Consider the following 19,808-nt stretch of genomic DNA (forward strand, 5'->3'; position numbering starts at 1 on the left):
TTGGATTTTTTTAAGCATCGTTCTCCTCCAGGGCTTCCCAAAATTCGTAGGCACGGCGCAAATGGGGCACCACAATGGTACCTCCCACCAAGGTGGCAATACCAAGCGTTTCCATCACCTCTTCTTTGTTGGCACCGGCTTTTTTGGAGCTTTCCAGATGGTACTTCACACAATCATCGCAACGGAGCACGGCCGATGCGACCAGTCCCAACAGTTCCTTGGTCTTCACGTCCAAGGCACCGGCCATATAGGCATTGGTGTCCAGGTTGAAGATGCGTTTGATGAGCTTGTTGTTGTCGGCAAGCAACTTTTCGTTCATTTGGGAACGATAGGCATTGAATTCCTCTACTTTATTTGGCATCCTTTTTCGCTTTTTCTTTTTTGGCCTCTCTTTTAACCACTATTCTGGAAATGTGTATGCTTATCTGATATAAAATCAGTACCGGGATGGCAACCACAATCTGGCTGGTGACATCTGGGGGGGTAATGATGGCAGATAGGATAAGGACAATGACCAAGGCCATTTTCCTGTATTTTTTAAGGATTTCTGGGGTCACCAATCCTACTTTGGTCAAGAAATAGATGACAATGGGGAGTTCGAACATGATACCACAGGCAATCACCGATGCCCTTACCGTGGAAACATAGGATGCCAAATCGATTTGATTGAGCACCTCCGAACTGACCTGATAGGTACCCAAAAAGTTGATGGATAGGGGTGCCACCACGTAGTATCCGAAGAGTACCCCCAAAAAGAACAAAAAGGAGGCTGTCAAGATAAAACCCCTGGAATGCTTTCTTTCGTTTTCGTACAGTCCTGGGCTGATGAATTTCCAGAGTTCATATAAAATGTACGGAAACCCTAGGATGACCCCGGCCCATATGGAGGTCCAGATGTGCGCGGAAAACTGTCCGGCCATCAATCGGCTTTGGATGGTAATGGGTAGGGAGTCCCCGCAAAACTCAGATGTTACCCCAAAGTATGTGGCAATCTGGCAAAAGAACCTGTAGGTAGGGAAATCCATGTTCTTGGGTCCGAAGAGGATCACATCAAAGATGAAGCTTTTGAACACAAATGCCACACAGGCAATGATGACCACGGCCAATGTTGAGCGTACGAGATGCCAGCGCAATTCTTCCAAATGGTCCAAAAAGGACATTTCATCCGGACTTTTCTTTTGTTTTTTTGCCATTATAGGATTCCCTCGTTTATAAGGTTATGGATATGGACCACTCCGGCGTAGTTGCCCTCATCAAAGGCCAACAGTTGGGATATGTTCTTTTCTTGGAGCAGTTTGAGTGCCTTTACCGCAAGGGTGTCCACTTTCACCGACTTTGGATCGGAGGTCATGATGTCCTTGGCCGTAAGTCCACTGATATTGTCATGTTTGCTGAGCATTCTTCGGATATCACCATCGGTCACAATACCCACTACTTTCCCATTTTCGGTCACCGCGGTCACGCCCAGCATCTTTTTGGAAATCTCTACGATTACTTCCTTTACGCTAGAATTGATGTCGACCTCTGGCTTCTGGTTGTTCACCACAATGTCCGCTACGCGCAAATACAGTTTTTTGCCCAATGAGCCCCCAGGGTGGTATTTTGCAAAGTCGGCACTGCTGAAACCTCTGAGTTCCAACAGGCAGATGGCCAATGCATCGCCCATCGCCATTTGTGCCGATGTACTTGTGGTAGGGGCCAGATTATTGGGGCAGGCTTCCTTTTCCACATAGGTGCCAAGCACAAAATCCGCTTGTTTGGCCAAAAAGGAATCCATGTTGCCCGTAATGCCTATAAGTTTGTTTCCACCACTTTTGATGAGGGGAAGCAAAGCTTTGATTTCGGTGGTGTTGCCACTTTTGGAGAGGCAGATGACGATATCGTCCTTCTGGATGGTGCCGAGATCTCCATGGATGGCATCGGCGGCATGCATGAAGATGGCTGGGGTTCCGGTGGAGTTGAGCGTGGCCACGATCTTGGAGGCCACAATGGCACTTTTGCCCACCCCTGACACCACGACCCTTCCTTGGGAATCCAATATATATTGGACGGCCTGGGCGAACTGTTCATCAAGTTGACCTATCAAATCCCAAATGGCCTTGCTCTCTATTTCAAGTGTTCGTTTTGCGATGGATAAAATGGACTGTGTGTCGCTCAAGGTAATTAACGGATTATCTGATTGTATTCCTAAAAGAATATCTTATATTTAAGATTACAAAACTAATCAAACTATCTTTTACAGACCATAATGGAAGATAGAATACTTCGTACTTTTGATGGACATTAAAAAATAAAGAATCTACAGCCTCTCAGGTTGGTTGTCATAAATAGAAAAATGCGGAAATGAGCTTAATGAACACCGATTTGCATTCCTCTCTCAAAAAATATTTTGGTTTTTCTAAATTCAAAGGGCTTCAGGAAAATGTGATCCAGAACATTATGGATGACAAGGACACTTTTGTGATTATGCCCACGGGCGGCGGAAAATCACTCTGTTACCAATTACCTGCCATCATGAAGGAGGGGACGGCCATTGTGGTGTCGCCCTTGATCGCGCTGATGAAAAACCAAGTGGATGCCATAAGGGGCATATCCGAACAGAACGGTATAGCCCATGTGCTGAACTCTTCGCTCACCAAGACCGAAATCAAACAGGTGAAGCAGGACATTGCCAATGGCGTCACCAAACTTTTATATGTGGCACCCGAATCCTTGACCAAGGACGACAATGTGGAATTCTTGCGAAAGGTGCCGCTTTCCTTTGTGGCGGTGGACGAGGCCCACTGTATCTCGGAGTGGGGGCATGACTTTAGGCCCGAATACCGGAACTTGAAGGGAATCATTAATCGATTGGGGGACAATATCCCCATTATCGGGCTTACGGCCACGGCAACCCCAAAAGTGCAGGAAGACATCATCAAAAACCTCGGCATGACCGATGCCAAGGTATATAAGGCGTCGTTCAACAGGCCCAACCTGTTCTACGAGGTGCGCCCCAAGACCCAGAATGTGGATGCGGACATCATCCGCTTTGTAAAGCAGAACCAAGGCAAATCGGGTATCATCTACTGTTTGAGCAGAAAACGGGTGGAAGAACTGGCCCAAGTGCTGCAAGTGAACGGGATAAGTGCGGTGCCCTATCATGCTGGTTTTGATGCCAAGACCCGCTCCAAGTACCAGGACATGTTCTTGATGGAAGAAGTGGATGTGGTGGTCGCCACCATAGCCTTCGGGATGGGGATAGATAAGCCCGATGTGCGGTTCGTGATCCATCACGATATCCCGAAGAGCATCGAAAGCTACTATCAGGAAACGGGCCGTGCCGGAAGGGATGGAGGCGAGGGCCATTGCTTGGCCTTCTACGCCTACAAGGATGTGGAAAAACTCGAAAAGTTCATGTCCGGGAAACCCGTTGCGGAACAGGAAATAGGGAGTGCCCTGCTCCAGGAAATTGTGGCCTATGCCGAAACTTCCATGTCGCGCCGAAAATTCATCCTCCACTATTTCGGGGAGGAGTTCGATGAGGTGGACGGAGAGGGTGCCGATATGGACGACAATGCCCGAAACCCGAAACCCAAGGAAGAGGCCAAAAACGAAGTGGTGAAACTTTTGGGTGTGGTCCGGGATACCAACGAAAAGTTCAAGGCCAAAGAAATTGTTCGGATCTTGGTGGGCAAGGTCAATGCCATGATCTCTTCGCACAAGACCGATGAAAAACCCTTTTTTGGTATAGGGTCCGAAAAGGACAAGGCCTACTGGATGGCCCTGGTGAGACAGGTGCTCGTGGCCGGTCTTCTTAAGAAGGAGATAGAGCGATATGGTATTTTGAACTTGACGGAGGCCGGGAAGAAATTTCTGGAAAAACCGGAATCCTTCTTGATGACCAAGGACCATACCTATACCGAAGAAAGTATGGATGCCGTGGCCACTGCCACAAAATCCATGGGTGCCGTGGCCGATGACAATCTGTTGAAAATACTCAAGGACCTTCGGAAAAAAGAAGCCCAAAAACGTGAAGTGCCTCCCTTTGTGGTATTTCAAGACCCTTCCTTGGAAGATATGTCGCTCAAATATCCCATCACCATGGATGAGCTTCTCAATATTCAAGGGGTAGGGGAAGGAAAGGCCAAAAAATATGGGCAACCCTTCTTGGACCTGATCAACAAATACGTTGAGGAAAACGATATTGTGAGGCCCGATGACCTTGTGGTAAAGAGCACTGGGGCCAATTCTGGATTGAAATTATATGTGATCCAGAGCATTGACAGGAAATTACCCTTGGATGACATTGCCTCTGCCAAGGGGTTGGAGCTTTCAGAACTTATCAAGGAAATGGAGCAGATCGTGTTCAGTGGTACCAAACTCAATATTGGCTACTGGATAGATGAAATCCTGGACGAGGACCAACAAGAAGAAATCCATGACTACTTCTTGGAAGCCACTACCGATTCCATTTCACAGGCCATTGAAGAGTTCGATGGCGACTACGAAGATGAGGAACTCAGGCTGTACCGATTGAAATTTATAAGTGAAGTGGCGAATTAATATCCGCCACCCCAATCATTTGACCCCGCGGTTATCATGGCTATGATAAATCCGAAGTATATGATGACCAGCACCAAGGAAATCAAAGCAAAAGCCAGACCAATGTAGGCCAAGATCTTACCGGTCTTTACATTGCTGTAATCCGTATAGTTCTCTGGATTTTGATGGTATAACTGACTTGCAGTCTTAGCTTTGACCAATGCGATGATGCTAAAAATGGCCCCAAAAGGACCGCAGCAAAAAAAGGTGCCAACAATGGAAATGATTCCCATTGTCAGCACAGTACTTGCCCCAGGTAAGGGTTGTTGGCTCATATGTTATTGTTGGTATTGTTCCAAAATTTCTTGCATTCTCTCTGGGTCTTGCAAAGTGTCCCATCCAAAGAAGGAAATGGCCCAGATGAAATAGGCGAGGGCCAATATGTTGAGGATGACCCCAATAATGGCCAGTATTCTACCTGTTTTTACATTTTGTATCCCTTCATAGATCTCTGGATTTTCGGCATATAGCTTGATGGCCTTATTGGCCAAGACCAAGGCGATCACCCCGAAAATCAGACCGATGACACCATAGCAGCAGCAAGTCACTATCGATATGATGCCAAATACAAGGATCAGTGTTGCATTTGGTAATTTTTGTTGTTCCATAATTTTAGGTTTTTTAGTTAAACAGTTTATTCATTTTGATGACGTAACTTACAATTATGACCCCAGCTATTGTCAGCATCAGCGCCAATCGGATTTGATGGGAGAATCTGAATTTCACAAACAGGTTGGAAATCAAAAAAAGCAGCAGGAGCATGATCGGGTAAACGGCCGGGTACATTTTGAACGCGGCCGCAAACTCTCCGTGCAGCAATAGGTCGACAGAACGCTGCATGCCGCAACCGGGACAGTCCAGCCCTAACAACTTTTTGTTGAGGCAGGGAAGCATATAGTCCTTCAGGCTAAGGGAGAATATGGTCGGTTGTAGGTACATCATAACTGTGACAGCCGAAAAATACTATTATTTTTGCTTATGGGATTCATCTTTCCCATCATTTTTTTAACAGATATTTAAGTATGGGCATTTTTAAGATAGGGGACAAAGTGGAGGTGTTGGACGAGGCCATTTCGGGCACGGTGCAGCTAGTGGAAGGGGATAGGGTCACTTTGTTGACCGACGAGGGTTTTCCCATGCAATATCCTGCAAAAGATCTGGTGAAAACGGGAAGGGACATTTCCATCTCCAATTTTGAGGTGGCCCAGGTGAAGCAGGAAAAAGAGCTTCCGAAACGCAGAAAGTCCACAGGTACAAAACCGAAGGAACGACAGGCTCCCAAAATGGAAGTGGACCTCCATATCCATCACTTGGTGGAATCCACCAAAGGACTCAGTAATTTTGATATGCTCAACCTTCAATTGGAAAAGGCCAAAGGGCAGTTGGAATTTGCCATGCAAAAGCGCATCCAAAAAGTGGTGTTCATCCACGGTGTGGGGGAGGGCATCTTAAAGGAGGAGTTGCATTGGCTCTTCAGCAAATATGAAAATGTGAAATATTACGATGCCGATTACCAAAAATATGGGCTAGGCGCTACGGAGGTCTATATTTTTCAGAATCCTTAGTTGGTCGGGATGGCGGTGCTGACCTCGCCAAACTCGGAGATGTTCAGGTTGGTGATGCGTTCCCCATTACCCGTCACAAATGAAATTCCGCTCAAATTTATGGTGTGGACAAAGTTGGTGCTGTCCGCATCCATGATGGTTTCTATGAATACTGCTCCGTCCTCGGCTTCGACCTCATCGATCACGACAGGATCTGCCGTAGGAATGTCGTCGCAGAAATAATTTTTGTCCACATCATCCGAAAAAATACGATAGGTGATCTGTGATTGGGTGGGCACGCTGCTTTCCGTGACAATGGTATCGCCCACAACGCCCCTGTTGAGCACTCCGCTCTGGAGTTCCAATATCAATGCCTCATTCTCATTGATCTTGAAGAGGATGTTTTTGGTCGTTGTGCTCGGAGTGGTGCAGTATTGCAAGGAGACACTGTCAAAATCAATGGTCTCAATCTGAAGGTCGCCATCGCTACAGGAAAAAAACATCCCGGCACAAAGCATCGAAAGGAAAAATCTTCTCATGCACCAAATTTAAAGCAATTCCATTTTAATACCCCAATCCTTCTCGTCACTTTAAAAGAAATTAACTTTATTTCCCGTATTTTTGCCCCTCTAAAATCACAACTGGACCATGCAAAAAGTGTATCTGGACAATGCGGCCACAACGCAGGTAAGGGATGAGGTAATTGCAAGGATGCAAGAGGCGCTGGCCGTGCATTATGGCAACCCGTCCTCGACCCATAGCTTTGGAAGATCGGCAAAGACCATGGTGGAACAGGCCCGAAAGATCATTGCCAAGACCTTGAACGCCCAGGCTTCGGAAATCATCTTCACTTCGGGCGGCACGGAGGCGGACAATATGATTCTGCGCTGTGCTGTTAGGGATTTGGGGGTAAAGACCATCATCACTTCCAGAATAGAGCACCATGCCGTGTTACACACTGTGGAAGAGCTGGAAAAGGAATACGGCATTTCGGTCTGGTATGTGGATCTGGACGGGGTCGGCAATCCAAAACTGGACCATTTGGAGCAACTTCTTCAAAAAGAGGGTTCCAAAAAGTTGGTCAGTTTGATGCATGTGAACAACGAGATCGGGAACATCATTGATATTGAGGCTGTCGGGAAGCTGTGTAAAGCGAACGGGGCCCTTTTCCATTCCGATACCGTGCAGTCCATTGGTCATTATCCATGGGATGTGCAATATGTCCCGGTTGATTTTATGACGGCCGCTGCCCACAAGTTCCATGGTCCCAAGGGAATTGGTTTTGCCTTTATCCGAAAAAATTCAGGCTTAAAGCCCATGATCGTGGGTGGAGCACAGGAAAGAGGGTTCAGGGCCGGTACGGAACCTTTCCATAATATCGTGGGGCTGGAAGAGGCCTTTGTGAAAGCATATGAGCATTTGGAGGAAGAGACCAAGGCCGTAAAGGAGCTCAAGAGGTATTTTGTGGAAAAAGTGAAGGAAGAAATTCCTGGGGCCATTTTCAATGGGCTTTCCGGTGATATGGAAAAGAGTACCTACACCCTTGCCAATGTGCGCCTGCCTTTGGACAAGCAAAAAGGTCTGATGCTGCTGTTTCACTTGGACATGAAAGGTATTGCCTGTTCCAAAGGAAGTGCATGCCAATCGGGAAGTGATAAAGGATCGCACGTGCTTACGGAAATCCTTGCGGATGAGGAACTGGAAAAACCATCATTGCGGTTTTCGTTTTCCCTATACAACACTAAAGAGGAGTTGGATTATACCGTTGGGGTGCTCAAGGAGTTTACCCAAGGATAATATCAATATCAATCCCTGTCCTTTTTCTTTTCCTTGTCGTAGGGAAACTTTCGGGAGGCCGTTTTCATCATCTTGTCGATGAGTTCCGTGGTATTTTTGCCCGTTTTTTTCGTGATTTCGTTTTCGTATTTCCAGAGCAGCTTGCCCGTTTCCCCGTCACTGACCTTCACGCCGATCCTGCCATAATTGGCATCGCCGCTGAAATAATCGAAAAGACTGAAATCTGTGGGAACACCCTCAGAAAGTAGGATGTTCAGGTTGAGGTTTCCACTGATGATGCCGTCCACCTTCAATATGTCACAAAGCTCCTGCGTGGTGAAGGTGTCTATATTGTTGTATTCAATACCGTTCTGGGCCAAAATGGCGTTCGTGTTCCGGATGTTCTGGAAATCCACATTGAACTTTTTCCGTTTCTTACGTTTGGCAAAATAGGTCTCCAGGGCATTCTGCACCGCATAGCCCTCCCTTTGGGCCAAAACCTTCAGTTCGTCACTATCCACGGCCTTCTTCAGTTCCAGATGGGCAATGAAGGGAACAATGGCGAGCATTTCGTGGTCTTCGGTAAGGTCATCGAACCGGGTGTTCTCATAAATGTTCTTTTGGGCCGATGCAAAGGCTGCAGTGAACAGAACAAAAATGAAGACGATTTTTTTCATGGTCATATCTTTTATCGGGAACAGGCTCTTGATTTTCAATGAAGTAATCTGCCAAAAAAACATTATGGCCAACCCAGTTATGGGGAGTATTCCTATGAAAATCGTCTGGCTGGCTGTTTTCCGGAGGCAAAAATAAAGCTATTTCCTGAAAAAAGTACTGATAAAGGTACTTGAATTGCCCACATTGTCCGTAACGGTGACTTTTAGCTCGCACTCTGTGGCATTCAGGATCTTATCGTCAAAATTGTAGGTGATGGTATTGGTCTTGGGTTCGTATTCCATCAATATCCATTCCCCGTTCAAAGTGGCTGAATACGTGTCTATCCCACTCAAATCGTCCGTAATGGTCAGGCTCAGGTAACTGTAATTGCTCAGCCATTGCCTTTCCTTGAAATTTTTGGGCGTTATGGAAGGGGCAACACTGTCTTTGGCCAGAGTGTAGGTGCCCAAGGTACGCGTACGGGTGGTAAAGGAGCCGTCCCTTTTATAAGTCTTGGAGTAGGAAGGGCGCCTGTTCTCGTCCAGGTGAGCTATGAACATTTGGTCGCGTTCCGAAGGGGGGTATTTGGAAGGGTCAAAACTAATGGTAAAGTTTCGGTGCGCTGCCACACTGTTGTCGTGTATCACTACGGTATCATCCCCTTTTTTCAGGTCGATATAAAAATCATCATAAAAGGTGTTGGCCGGAAAATACACCTTTGCCGCTCCAAGATCAAAATTGTTCGGTTTGTCAGCAAGAATGAAATCGGATGAAGTTTTGTCGGTCTTGAGCTTTTTTGCCATCTCCTTTTTGCCTTCAACGGGAATGATGAGCTTGGTGGTGTTGCCCGCAATATCCGATATGAGCAACTCCACATTGTACGACATGCCTTCTTCCAGATCAAGCTGTCCATTATTGTACAGTGATTTGTAAATGCTCAAATGGTTGAAGGGTTCCTTGAAGCATTTTTGGATACGCTGCCTAAATTTGTAGAAATGGGCATAATCGATCAAGGTGTTGATGTAGCGGGTCTCCCCAAAAGAAAAAGTTTCAAAGTCGAACTCGGAGTACACCCTGCCATTCACGGTTTGTCGTACCGAATAGACCCCGTTCTGGTTGGCGGCCATGTCCTGTCGGTCAAAGGTGTTGATCCCAAAACCGATGGAGCCCGAAGCTGTGACCTTTTCCGCCAAAAAGGACCCATCCGCTTGTTTGGTATAGTTGATCTGTATTTTCTCCTCACTTTGGTTGATCAAAGCATCCTTGGACAAAGGGTAGGCATAGAGTCCGAGGAGGGTAGGGTCGGTGGCATCCCTCACATCATAGCCATAGAGCAGGGGGTTTGTGGGTTTTTCATTGACGCTGCTCCGAATTTCAAAGTGTAGGTGGGGGCCGGATGAGCCGCCTGTGTTTCCGGAAAAGGCCACGGTGGTGCCTTGGGATACCTTGAGTTCCCCATAATCAGGAAAAATTTCAACCTCATACGATTGCTTGGCATACTGTACCTTCTTCACATATTCCTCTATTTCCGGTCCAAACTTTTTCAGGTGTCCATATACGGAAGTGTACCCATTGGGATGGGCCACATAAAGTGCCTTTCCATAGCCCCAGTGCGAGACCACGATCCGGGTCACTGTTCCATCCGCAACGGCAAGGACGGGCAGGCCCTCCCGCTGTTGGGTCTTTATGTCGATACCGGAATGGAAATGATTGGAACGCAACTCCCCGAATGTTCCGGCAAGTACCAGTGGAATCTCCAAAGGGGATTGGAAAACTTCCTTGGGGTATTTTTCTTGGGCATGCAGGATAGGGGCAAACAATAAAAGCAGGGCAGAAAAAGAAAGGCGCATAAGGTTTTTTGTAATTACATACGAAAATAACCAATGTTTTGTTTTATGAAAAACGAATTAAGGTCCCTTGGCCTCGCCAAGAACACCCCAAAGAATAAATACCGAAAAGTATTGTGAAGTTATCCGAGGATCGTTAACTTTGTGTAATACGCATTGTTGTTTGCATCTATGGGCGAACTTGTTGAGATTGTGGATTCTTTGGAGAACAAGGTGAGCAAACTGCTGCACAAAATGGAACTGTTGCACCAGTTGAACACCAAGTTGAAAGAAGAATTGGAACTTGCAAAAGAGGAAAGCAAACTCAAAGAGGACGCTTTGGCTGAATGGGAGGAGAAATACAATTCCCTAAAAATGGCGAACACGATGCTGGGTAGTAATACAAGCAAAACAGAAGCTAAGCTCAAGATAAATACATTGATCCGCGAATTGGATGTTTGCATCGCCAAGCTCTCGGATTGATCTGTAACGAAACCATGGAAGAGAAGCTCAAAATAAAACTTTCCATTGCTGACAGGGTATATCCATTGACGATAGACCCCAGGCAGGAGGAAGGACTTCGAAAAGCGGCCAAGAACATTGAAACCTTGGCCAAAAAATTTGAGCAGAACTACGCGGTTCGTGACAAGCAGGATGTTCTGGCCATGTGTGCCTTACAATTTGCTTCAAAGATTGAGCAAGGTGGAATAGACCGTTCAGAAAATGCCGAGGCCGCCATGCAGCGCCTCAAGGCCCTCAATGAACTGGTACATTCCAAGCTGGGGGAATAAGTTCTTTTAAATAAAATTATTGTTACTGCCCACATTGGTAATAAATTTTTGACAAGCTCAACGCTATTATAATTAAAAAGGGTGAGTTTAGGTTGTAAAAGCATGCCCTCTCCAAGGGATCCTTGATCAGCCTGTTAGCCCTAAACCTGTAATTAGGAGTTTGTACAAAACTTCAGCCGATGTGGGCTTTTTTTTAACTAAACACAATCAAACATGGATAATATCATAGTGATCGTTGTAGCAGCTGTTGTAGGGCTGGGCATAGGGTTCGCCATAGCCAAGATGATGGAGAAGGGCAAGGCATCCAAGACCATAGCCAATGCGAAGAGAGAAGCATCGGACATCGTAAAGGAGGCCAACAAGGAAGGGGAGAACATCAAAAAGGACAAGATATTCCAAGCCAAGGAGAAGTTCCTGGAATTGAAGGCTGAACACGAAAAGGTCATCATCGGTAAGGACAAAAAGATAGCAGAGACCGAAAAGCGCATCAGGGACAAGGAATCCCAAGTGAGCAGTGAACTGGCCAAGAACAAAAAACTGAGCGATCAGCTCCAAGAGCAGATCAAAGAAATCAACTATAAAGGAGAGATACTGGACAAGAAACAGTCCGAGGTGGAAAAACTCCATAAAAGCCAAGTGCAGCAGTTGGAAGTGATTTCCGGGCTGTCCGCGGAAGATGCCAAGAGCCAATTGTTGGAATCCTTGAAAGAAACGGCCAAATCGGATGCCATGGCCTATTTGCAGAGCACTTTGGAAGAAGCCAAGCTCACCGCACAGCAAGAGGCCCGTAAAATAGTCATCAATACCATACAGCGCATCGGGACCGAAGAAGCAGTGGAAAACTGTGTTTCCGTTTTCAATTTGGAGTCGGACGATGTCAAGGGACGTATCATTGGTAGGGAAGGAAGGAACATCCGTGCCCTCGAGGCGGCCACTGGGGTAGAGATCATTGTGGACGATACTCCGGAAGCCATCATCCTCTCCTGTTTTGACTCAGTGCGAAGGGAAGTTGCCCGACTTTCATTGCACAGATTGGTGACCGATGGACGGATTCACCCTGCCCGCATCGAAGAAGTGGTGAAGAAGACCGAAAAACAAATCAATGAAGAGATAGCCGAGATCGGTAAGCGTACCGTGATCGATTTGGGCATACACGGACTACATCCAGAATTGATAAAGGCCGTAGGACGTATGAAATACCGTTCTTCCTACGGGCAGAACCTGTTGCAGCACTCCAGGGAAGTGGCCAAGCTTTGTGGTGTGATGGCCGCAGAACTGGGACTTAATCCTAAATTGGCCAAAAGGGCCGGACTTTTGCACGATATCGGCAAAGTGCCCATGGCCGAGGTGGAAGTGGAAACCCCACACGCCATTCTGGGCATGCAATGGGCCCAAAAATATGGGGAGAAAGCCGAGGTATGCAATGCCATCGGTGCCCACCACGATGAAATTGAGATGACCACGTTGATCTCGCCCATCGTTCAGGTTTGCGACGCCATCAGCGGTGCACGTCCTGGAGCAAGAAGACAGGTGTTGGACTCTTACATCCAACGTTTGAAAGACTTGGAGGACATCGCCTTTGGTTTCCACGGCGTACAAAAAGCCTATGCCATCCAAGCCGGAAGGGAACTTCGGGTCATTGTGGAAAGTGAAAAGGTCAGCGACGACAAGGCCGCTGAACTATCCTTTGAGATTTCCCAGAAGATACAGACCGATATGACCTATCCGGGCCAAGTGAAGGTGACCGTGATCAGGGAAACACGCTCTGTGAACGTGGCCAAATAAGCGATTCGCTTCTTAATCCCTGGAATTTTTGAATATCCATTCCATAGGAATGTTGTCATAACTGGAGTACGATGTGTTGTAGTCGTAGATGGTCCTTTTGGACATCACCACAAACCACTTTCCATTGCCATATGCCATGGTCGTGATATCATACCCTTCGTTTGATTTTTCCTTGATATAATCGAGTGGGTAATCAGACAACGTTTTCCAGCTCTGAAGGCCCAATTTGGAGTTTGTGGTCATGGTGACAGCCCAAAGTCCGTTCCCATAACTGGCCGAAGTGATGGAATAACCCTCGTTCCAACTCTGCTCGATCCACTCTTTGGGTATTTCTGATTCAAAGGTTTTCCATCGTTGTTGGTCGTACCCCGTATTTTGGTTCATGACCACGAGCCATTCCCCATTACCATAAGTAGTGGAAGTGATACGATAGCCGTTGTTCCACTTTTCGGTGACCCAATCTTTGGGGAAAGTTTCGGATAGTTTCCAAGATTGAATGCCCCAAGAGGGATTTTTGCTCATGACCGATAAATAGGTTTTCTTGGCTTTGTCAAACTCCACAGAGGTAATGGTATACCCCAAGTCCCATTGGGTCTTGATCCAATCGGAGGGCATGTTGCTCGAATGAAATAGTTTTTGTTTTTCATAAGAACTAAGGCCCAAGTCGCTCATTACTAGTGACCAAACGGAGTCGCCCTCCACTTGTCCATTGGCCAATGCTGTTATGGCATTGGTGTAAATTGGAAGTTCCAACTCGCCAAAATTGTCAAACAGTATGGCCTTGTAGATGTCCTCGTCCTCGTTCATGTAGTCGTCTAGATAGCTTTTGTTGACCGATTCCATGTTCAGGTTGATCCAGTAGAGGGTGGGTTTCATGTGTAGGGTGATGTCCCCGTCAGTATATGCATTGTCATCCACGGTATAGGCTTTGAAAGTGCCATCATCCATTTTTTGCAGATAAAAGTTGTCCGGACTGTAACTGGAGTTTTCAGGACCCCTGATGATGAAGGGGTTCTCCCCATCCAGATAATAATCCGTGGTGCCATCTGCCTTGGTGAACTCTTTGAAGGTGCCTCTGTATTGTGCGACCTTGTCCGAGCCATTGGCAAAATATTTTATTCGGAACAAGGCTTCGGTGTCACTGTAAAAGAAAGCAAATCCAGTATATTTTACACTATTGCTGATCCAACTGGTCTCGTAATAGGGCGATTGTGAAAATGCTTGGAAGCCCATCAAAAGGTAGAGGGCCAAGAAAATTATTCTTTTGGTCATTGGTAAAAGGGGTGTTGGTTGGTCATTGGTTTTATTTTCTTGTGAAATTTCCCCCTTATTTCCGAATCTTCAAAAGAAATGCGGTGTACGGTTCAAAAGCGATAGCCAATGTTTGTTTTTTGGATGTCAGCGAGGCATTCCCGTGGATGAGGACTGACAATTATCATACTTTTCCCAGCGGAATCGCACTAGCTTTATTCTCGGAACAATAAACTTCAACAACGATGAAAAATGGCGTACCTGTTTCCGAGATTATGACCAAAAAATTGGTCACATTGGGGCCAAAAGATGACTTGGTCACTGCCGAGAGACTTTTCAAGAAGCATCATATCAGACACATTCCAGTGGTAAAAGGCGATGCCATCATTGGAATATTGAGCTATACGGACCTGCTCCGCATCAGTTTTGCGGATGCCATTGACGAGCACGAGGAGTATGTGGACACTATAGTCTACAATATGTTCACCATACCCCAAGTAATGGTGCACGATGTGGTTACCGTTACCTCCAAGACCACCATTAGGGATGTTGCACAGTTCTTATCACAAAAGGAATTCCATGCCCTTCCTGTTGTGGATGACGGAAAGTTGGTGGGTATAGTCACCACTACCGATTTGATAAGGTATCTGTTGGAACAATATTGAACTGGCAACAAAAGCAATCGCCCCAAAATTGGGGCGATTTTTTTATTCTTCTTCATTGCTGTTCTCTTCCTCTTCGGCTTCCCTGTTGAGCCTGTTTTCCAGAATGTTCAGCTTTTTGAGTTTTTCCTTCCAAGTCTGAAGGGCCTCTTTCTGTTTGTCAATATTTTTGATGACCTCTTGCACCAAGGGGTTATCCTCGGAACTGTTGGAGAAGAACTGGAGGTTGTTCTCCAACTGGCGTATCTCTGACTTGCTTTCGTCTATCTTTCGCTTGATGAAAACCCGCTCGTTGCCAATGGCGCGGTCGTCCTCCGTTTTGGCCAGTTCCTGTACCTTGTTCCCATATTTGATGAGCTCGGACTCTTGCCTGCTCACCCCTAACTTTTTCAGCAGGGCGTCCACAATCTTGTTGAACTTCCCATTGATGTGTTTCTTGTTGTACGGAATCCGGCCGTATTGTTTCCATTCGGCAAGGAACTCCTTGATCTCGGCCAGGTCTTTCTTTTTGTCCCCGCTCAGTTGGAACTCCTTCAATCGTTCCAGACAGGCGTTTTTCTTTTCAAAGTTTTCATACTCGTCCTTCTGTGCTTCGTTCTTTTCCGAGTGCAGACGGTCAAAATAATGGTTGCACGCATCTTTGAACTCTTTCCAGATCTTGTCCGAATACCTTCTGGGAACATGGCCTATTTTTTTCCATTCACTTTGGATGCGTTTCATTTCGGGGGTTACCTCTTCCCAATCGTCCCGGTCCTTCAAAGAAATGGCCAAATCCAAAAGGGCCTGTTTCCTATCGAGGTTGTGCTGTTGTTCTTTTTTCTGGTTCTTGTAAAAAGCGTTCTTGTTCCTATTGAATTTACGGACCGCTTCCTTGAAATGGCTCCAGGTCTCCTCGTTTACCCTTTGCGGCACTTTGCCGGCCTTGAAGAAGGAATCCCTCAGCTTTTCGACTTCGCCGATCTGCTGTTGAAGTGCCCTGTGGCTATTGGCCACACTTCCTGAAATTTGGGCAATGGCAGCGATAATCTCCTGTTTTTTCTCCAGATTTTTTTCATAGACCTTTTCCTGTTCTTGGAAATGATCCTGTCTGCGCTGGTGCATGGCCTTGGTGGCATTGCTGAACCTTTCCCAGATTTCTTCACGGTTTTCCTTGGCCACGGGACCAATGTCCTCTTTCCAAATTTTATGTAAGGTCTGGAGCTCCCTAAAAGCTTTGTTCAGGTCGGGTTCATCGGCCAAAGCTTCGGCTCGCTCCACCAATTTTTGTTTTTCTTCCAGATTGTGTTTGAAATCCAGGTCGCGCAATTCCCGGTTCAGGTGCAGGAAATCGTAGAAGATCTCCATGTGGTGATGGTAGGTGCGCCAAACATCGTTATAGTTGTTGCGGGGAATGGGCCCTGCATTTTTCCAACTTTCCTGAAGGTTTTTGAAATTGTTGTAGGTGGTGTTGATGTCTTCCTCTACATCGATAAGTCCTTTCAGCTCTTCAATGATCTCCAAACGTTTTTGGAGATTGTTCTTCAGGTTCTGCTCCAGTTGTTTGTAGTACTGGTCCCGTTTTTCGCGGTAATCGGCATATACCTCATTGAACTGCCTTTTGGCCACAGAGTTATACTTGAAATCGATTTCATTGCCTCCTTTGGCCACAAACTCTTCTTTCTTGTGTTCCAAAAACTCCTGGAACTTTTGGTCAAACTCATATTTTATGGCACTGACATGTTTTCCAATGGCCTGTACCTTTTCGTTCCGAACTAGTTTTTGGAGCTCGCCCACCAAGTTTTCCATGGGCATGGAGTGGTAATCCAAGAACGGGATGTAGTGGCGTTTTTCATTGTCGGTGTCTTCCGCATCCTCCGCATTGGATTCGTCAATCTCATCCATATGGTCGTCTGGGGCGGAATCTTTGGTGCCTTCCTCGTTGGAGACACTGCTCTCCTCCTTGGGTTCTTCCTTGTTTTCAGAGACAGTTTCCTCGGACACGTTCGGTTCAGAAATGGGGGCTTCTTCCAAAGATGCTTTGCTGTTGTCCGATGTATGCTCTGTGCCACCTTCAGCTTGCTGAAGTTTGTGTTCGTTGTCCTGCATGAGTAAGTAGCTTTAGCTGTTGATCGATGATAATTATAGCCAATTTAACAACTTAATTGACTAATAGCAAAAGTATTGAATCTTCTTTTGCTTCAATCACAAGTTGTGTGAATCGACAGGAAAGCTATGTTGGGGGTCTTTTTTTAAGGCGTGTTCCAGATTTCCCAAGCCTTTTCGGCTTGCCATTTCAACATCCCGTGCCCATTTTGGATGGTTGCTCCTTGGGCTTCTCCCAAGGCAAGAAAAGTGGTTTTTTCGGGGTTGTAGATCAGGTCGTACAGCAAATGTTCCTTTCCAATGTATGGATAGGGAAGGTCCGGTTTTTTATCAATATCGGGGTGGGTGCCCAAGGGCGTGCAGTTCACGATCAAGGTATTTTCTTCCATGATCGCTTTGTCCAGTTCTTCATAGGTGTACTGTCCCGCCTTTTTGCTCCGGGAAACGTAGGTAGTGCCAATACCCATCTCTTCGAGTACAAAACGGACCGCTTTGGAAGCGCCACCCGTACCCAAGATCAGGGCTTTGGTATGGTGGGGCCTTAGCAAAGGTGCGAGCGATTTTTCAAAACCGTGGGCGTCAGTGTTGAAGCCCTTCAGTCCATTTTCAGTGATCTTGACGGTGTTCACGGCACCGATTTTTTCCGCCTTCGCGTCCAATTGGTCCAGGTAGGCCAGTACGTCTTCTTTATACGGGATGGTTACGTTGAATCCCTTGAGGTTGTCCTGCGAAAGCACGGATTCCAGTTCGGAGATGTTTTGAAGGTCAAAGTTCTCATAACTGTGGTCCTCCATCCCCAAATCCTTGAACTTTTGGGTGAAATAGCCCTTGGAAAAGGAATATGAGATGTTCTTACCGAGAAGTCCGTACCTGTTTTTTTTCATTTCTGTTTTTTCCATACCAATCCAATAACAATAATATCAAAATCCCGAGGATTATAAAAAGCAAAGCCCACCAGGTTTCGGCCAGTGCCATGTCAGGAAGGTAGCGTTTGTAGTTGAGTACTATTTTGTCCCCATTGGAATCCAACAAGGGGTTTCCTTCGGGGTTTAGTTTGAACATGGTCCTTTTCCATGGCCAAAGCACCCCGAGCGAGCCTGTGATGAATCCCAAGATCACGGCAGTGGTCGTGGCCTTGTAATGCTTGAGCACATAGCTGAGCAAATGGGAGAAAGTGACCAGTCCCGTGGCGGACCCCAGTGTGAACACGGCCAAAATCTTTAGGGTTCGGATGCGTTCGCTGTTGTCCACAAAACTGAAATCACCCGCAAAAATATCTGAAAACGTGTCATAAAGGGCATTCACCGAATCCACTAGCAGCAATACATAGTTGCCCAAGAGGATCAGGATGAAAGATCCCGAAAGCCCGGGAAGGGTCATCCCGGAAACACTGATGATCCCACAAAAGAAGATAAAGATCAGATTGTCATTTTCCCTGGCCGGGTTAAGAAAACTGATGGAAAGGCCTATCAGAAGCCCGATGATGCCCGCAGGAACCGTTCTTCGGTCCCAGGACTCAAAATCCTTTCCGATGTAGTAGATGGACCCAATGACCATCCCAAAAAATGTGGCCCACACAAAGATTTCGTTATGGTCCAAAAAATAATCCAAAATTCTTGAAACACTGAAATAGCTTACCAGCATCCCAAAGATCAGCAGGGCCAAAAACTGTGCGTTGGTATATTTGTAAAAACTCTTGAACCTGCCATTGAAAAGCAATTTTACGGCCTTGGAATTGAGTTTTTGGAGGGAATAGATGAACTCTTCGTAAAAGCCGCCCACGAAGGCCACGATGCCGCCGGATACCCCCGGCACCTTGTTGGCCGCCCCCATGCAGAGGCCCTTGATGACCAAGAAGAAATTATCCAGAAACGTCCTAGGTTGGTGCATGGGCCAAAATATGTTTTTCCTATTTTTTGGAAGCTGCTCTTTCCAGGATAAAAATAAGCGAAAAACCTATGATGGCTAAGATTATGGCAAGCATTAATTGATTATCGCCCTCAAATGCGCTGGGCAGTACGTTGACGTCGTCCACAACAATGGTCTTATCCCCAAAAGTACGGGTCTGGAGTACTTTTTTCCATGGCCAGATCTTGTTCAGTGAACCCAAAATGAAACCGGTGAGCAAGGCCAGGGTGATGTTCTTGTAGTTGTTGAACATCCACTTCAGCAGGCGGGCAAAGCTCAAGAGGCCCACAATGGCCCCAAGGGCAACGGTGAGCACTATTTTGATGTCCCTTTCATGCACGGCATCCAAAATGGTCTTGTAGGAACCCAGCAGTACCAAGATGAAAGCGCCTGAAATTCCCGGAAGGATCATGGCACATACGGCCAAGGCCCCCGACATGAAAAGATAGGGAAGGCTGTCCGTGTTCTCGCTGACAGGCAGTTCGGTGATGAAATAGGCGACCACAGCACCCAAAATAAAAACGACCACAGTGCCCAAGTTCCATTGCTTGATTTCCTTGCCCACAAAAAATACACTGGCCACTACCAACCCGAAGAAGAAAGACCACAGCAGTACGGGCTCATTTTCCAAAAGCCAACTAAGAAACTTGGCCAAGGAAAGTACACTGATGAAGATGCCCGCAAAAAGGGCGAGCAAAAAATTACCGTTGATCTTGTTCCAAAAAGCCTTGATGCCCTCTTTCCGCAAAACGGTGATAAGGGACAGATCAATATTGTTGATGGAGGTAATGAGTTCTTCGTAGATGCCCGAAATAAAGGCAATGGTGCCCCCGGATACTCCCGGCACCACATCTGCGGCACCCATGGCCATTCCTTTGAGGGTAATAATAATATAGTCCGCTAATTGGCGTGGTTTCATGTAATTGGGATATAAGGGTAGGG

The 19,808-nt window shown here is 46.5% G+C and carries 21 protein-coding genes and 1 other RNA gene; 8 read left to right on the forward strand and 14 right to left on the reverse strand.

The window, feature by feature from the left end; all coding sequences use genetic code 11:
- Positions 1–10: 10 nt before the first annotated feature.
- Genes DB398_RS05985 through DB398_RS05995 form a run of 3 tightly spaced genes read right to left on the reverse strand, consistent with a single transcriptional unit; the run spans position 11 to position 2,158 of the window.
- A complete protein-coding gene (locus tag DB398_RS05985; RefSeq protein ID WP_108423488.1) occupies positions 11–361 on the reverse strand; it encodes a carboxymuconolactone decarboxylase family protein in 351 nt (116 codons plus the stop codon).
- Positions 351–1,193, reverse strand: coding sequence for a twin-arginine translocase subunit TatC (gene tatC / locus DB398_RS05990; protein WP_108423489.1), 843 nt, complete (start codon positions 1,191–1,193; stop codon positions 351–353). Before tatC ends, DB398_RS05985 begins: the two co-directional genes overlap by 11 nt.
- Positions 1,193–2,158, reverse strand: a complete 966-nt coding sequence (locus DB398_RS05995; protein WP_108423490.1) for a KpsF/GutQ family sugar-phosphate isomerase — start codon at positions 2,156–2,158, stop codon at positions 1,193–1,195. The genes tatC and DB398_RS05995 overlap by 1 nt, the downstream gene beginning before the upstream one ends.
- A 185-nt stretch (positions 2,159–2,343) precedes the next feature.
- On the opposite strand from DB398_RS05995, the gene recQ reads away from it, so the two are divergent.
- Entirely contained in the window at positions 2,344–4,545 is a 2,202-nt protein-coding gene (recQ, locus tag DB398_RS06000; RefSeq protein ID WP_108423491.1) for a DNA helicase RecQ, read from the forward strand.
- On the opposite strand, the gene DB398_RS06005 is transcribed toward recQ, so the two are convergent.
- The 3 genes from DB398_RS06005 to DB398_RS06015 are packed head-to-tail and all read right to left on the reverse strand — an operon-like array spanning position 4,542 to position 5,526.
- Positions 4,542–4,859 (reverse strand): CCC motif membrane protein, encoded by a 318-nt coding sequence (locus DB398_RS06005; protein ID WP_108423492.1) that lies wholly within the window; start codon positions 4,857–4,859, stop codon positions 4,542–4,544. The genes recQ and DB398_RS06005 overlap by 4 nt on opposite strands.
- A gap of 3 nt (positions 4,860–4,862) precedes the next feature.
- Positions 4,863–5,192, reverse strand: coding sequence for a CCC motif membrane protein (locus tag DB398_RS06010; RefSeq protein ID WP_108423493.1), 330 nt, complete (start codon positions 5,190–5,192; stop codon positions 4,863–4,865).
- A 13-nt stretch (positions 5,193–5,205) separates the two neighbouring features.
- On the reverse strand, positions 5,206–5,526 hold the full coding sequence (locus DB398_RS06015) for a DUF2752 domain-containing protein (protein WP_234416089.1): 321 nt from the start codon (positions 5,524–5,526) through the stop codon (positions 5,206–5,208).
- 80 nt (positions 5,527–5,606) lie between these two features.
- Between DB398_RS06015 and DB398_RS06020 the strand changes: the two genes are divergently transcribed.
- On the forward strand, positions 5,607–6,149 hold the full coding sequence (locus tag DB398_RS06020) for a Smr/MutS family protein (RefSeq protein ID WP_108423494.1): 543 nt from the start codon (positions 5,607–5,609) through the stop codon (positions 6,147–6,149).
- Here the strand turns inward: DB398_RS06020 and DB398_RS06025 are convergent.
- A complete protein-coding gene (locus DB398_RS06025) occupies positions 6,146–6,667 on the reverse strand; it encodes a hypothetical protein (protein WP_108423495.1) in 522 nt (173 codons plus the stop codon). The two genes, DB398_RS06020 and DB398_RS06025, sit on opposite strands and share 4 nt — an antisense overlap.
- Before the next feature lie 109 nt (positions 6,668–6,776).
- Between DB398_RS06025 and DB398_RS06030 the strand changes: the two genes are divergently transcribed.
- Entirely contained in the window at positions 6,777–7,925 is a 1,149-nt protein-coding gene (locus DB398_RS06030) for a cysteine desulfurase family protein (protein ID WP_108423496.1), read from the forward strand.
- 8 nt (positions 7,926–7,933) lie between these two features.
- On the opposite strand, the gene DB398_RS06035 is transcribed toward DB398_RS06030, so the two are convergent.
- Positions 7,934–8,581, reverse strand: a complete 648-nt coding sequence (locus DB398_RS06035) for a hypothetical protein (RefSeq protein ID WP_108423592.1) — start codon at positions 8,579–8,581, stop codon at positions 7,934–7,936.
- A 138-nt stretch (positions 8,582–8,719) separates the two neighbouring features.
- On the reverse strand, positions 8,720–10,411 hold the full coding sequence (locus DB398_RS06040; protein ID WP_108423497.1) for a M23 family metallopeptidase: 1,692 nt from the start codon (positions 10,409–10,411) through the stop codon (positions 8,720–8,722).
- 168 nt (positions 10,412–10,579) lie between these two features.
- On the opposite strand from DB398_RS06040, the gene DB398_RS06045 reads away from it, so the two are divergent.
- The 4 genes from DB398_RS06045 (at position 10,580) to rny (ending at position 12,963) form a co-directional block, all read left to right on the forward strand.
- On the forward strand, positions 10,580–10,870 hold the full coding sequence (locus DB398_RS06045) for a hypothetical protein (RefSeq protein WP_108423498.1): 291 nt from the start codon (positions 10,580–10,582) through the stop codon (positions 10,868–10,870).
- A 14-nt stretch (positions 10,871–10,884) separates the two neighbouring features.
- Entirely contained in the window at positions 10,885–11,178 is a 294-nt protein-coding gene (locus DB398_RS06050; RefSeq protein WP_108423593.1) for a cell division protein ZapA, read from the forward strand.
- A 55-nt stretch (positions 11,179–11,233) separates the two neighbouring features.
- Positions 11,234–11,340: non-coding RNA, 6S RNA (gene ssrS / locus DB398_RS06055), on the forward strand.
- Between the two features lie 51 nt (positions 11,341–11,391).
- The gene (gene rny, locus DB398_RS06060) at positions 11,392–12,963 is read left to right on the forward strand and encodes a ribonuclease Y (RefSeq protein ID WP_108423499.1); all 1,572 of its coding nucleotides are present in this window, start codon (positions 11,392–11,394) and stop codon (positions 12,961–12,963) included.
- A 12-nt stretch (positions 12,964–12,975) separates the two neighbouring features.
- On the opposite strand, the gene DB398_RS06065 is transcribed toward rny, so the two are convergent.
- The gene (locus DB398_RS06065; protein WP_108423500.1) at positions 12,976–14,235 is read right to left on the reverse strand and encodes a DUF7477 domain-containing protein; all 1,260 of its coding nucleotides are present in this window, start codon (positions 14,233–14,235) and stop codon (positions 12,976–12,978) included.
- A 224-nt stretch (positions 14,236–14,459) separates the two neighbouring features.
- On the opposite strand from DB398_RS06065, the gene DB398_RS06075 reads away from it, so the two are divergent.
- On the forward strand, positions 14,460–14,879 hold the full coding sequence (locus DB398_RS06075) for a CBS domain-containing protein (RefSeq protein ID WP_108423502.1): 420 nt from the start codon (positions 14,460–14,462) through the stop codon (positions 14,877–14,879).
- A 42-nt stretch (positions 14,880–14,921) separates the two neighbouring features.
- On the opposite strand, the gene DB398_RS06080 is transcribed toward DB398_RS06075, so the two are convergent.
- The 4 genes from DB398_RS06080 to DB398_RS06095 form a co-directional block, all read right to left on the reverse strand.
- Complete coding sequence (locus DB398_RS06080) at positions 14,922–16,961, reverse strand: DUF349 domain-containing protein (protein WP_108423503.1); 2,040 nt, start codon at positions 16,959–16,961, stop codon at positions 14,922–14,924.
- Positions 16,962–17,104: 143 nt separating this feature from the next.
- On the reverse strand, positions 17,105–17,842 hold the full coding sequence (locus tag DB398_RS06085) for a shikimate dehydrogenase family protein (protein WP_234416090.1): 738 nt from the start codon (positions 17,840–17,842) through the stop codon (positions 17,105–17,107).
- Positions 17,811–18,848 (reverse strand): DUF368 domain-containing protein, encoded by a 1,038-nt coding sequence (locus DB398_RS06090; RefSeq protein WP_108423505.1) that lies wholly within the window; start codon positions 18,846–18,848, stop codon positions 17,811–17,813. Before DB398_RS06090 ends, DB398_RS06085 begins: the two co-directional genes overlap by 32 nt.
- Positions 18,849–18,867: 19 nt before the next feature.
- Positions 18,868–19,785, reverse strand: coding sequence for a polyprenyl-phosphate transporter (locus DB398_RS06095; RefSeq protein WP_108423506.1), 918 nt, complete (start codon positions 19,783–19,785; stop codon positions 18,868–18,870).
- Positions 19,786–19,808 lie beyond the last annotated feature (23 nt).

Source organism: Flagellimonas amoyensis (assembly GCF_003058265.1).
GTDB classification, from domain to species: Bacteria; Bacteroidota; Bacteroidia; order Flavobacteriales; family Flavobacteriaceae; genus Flagellimonas; species Flagellimonas amoyensis.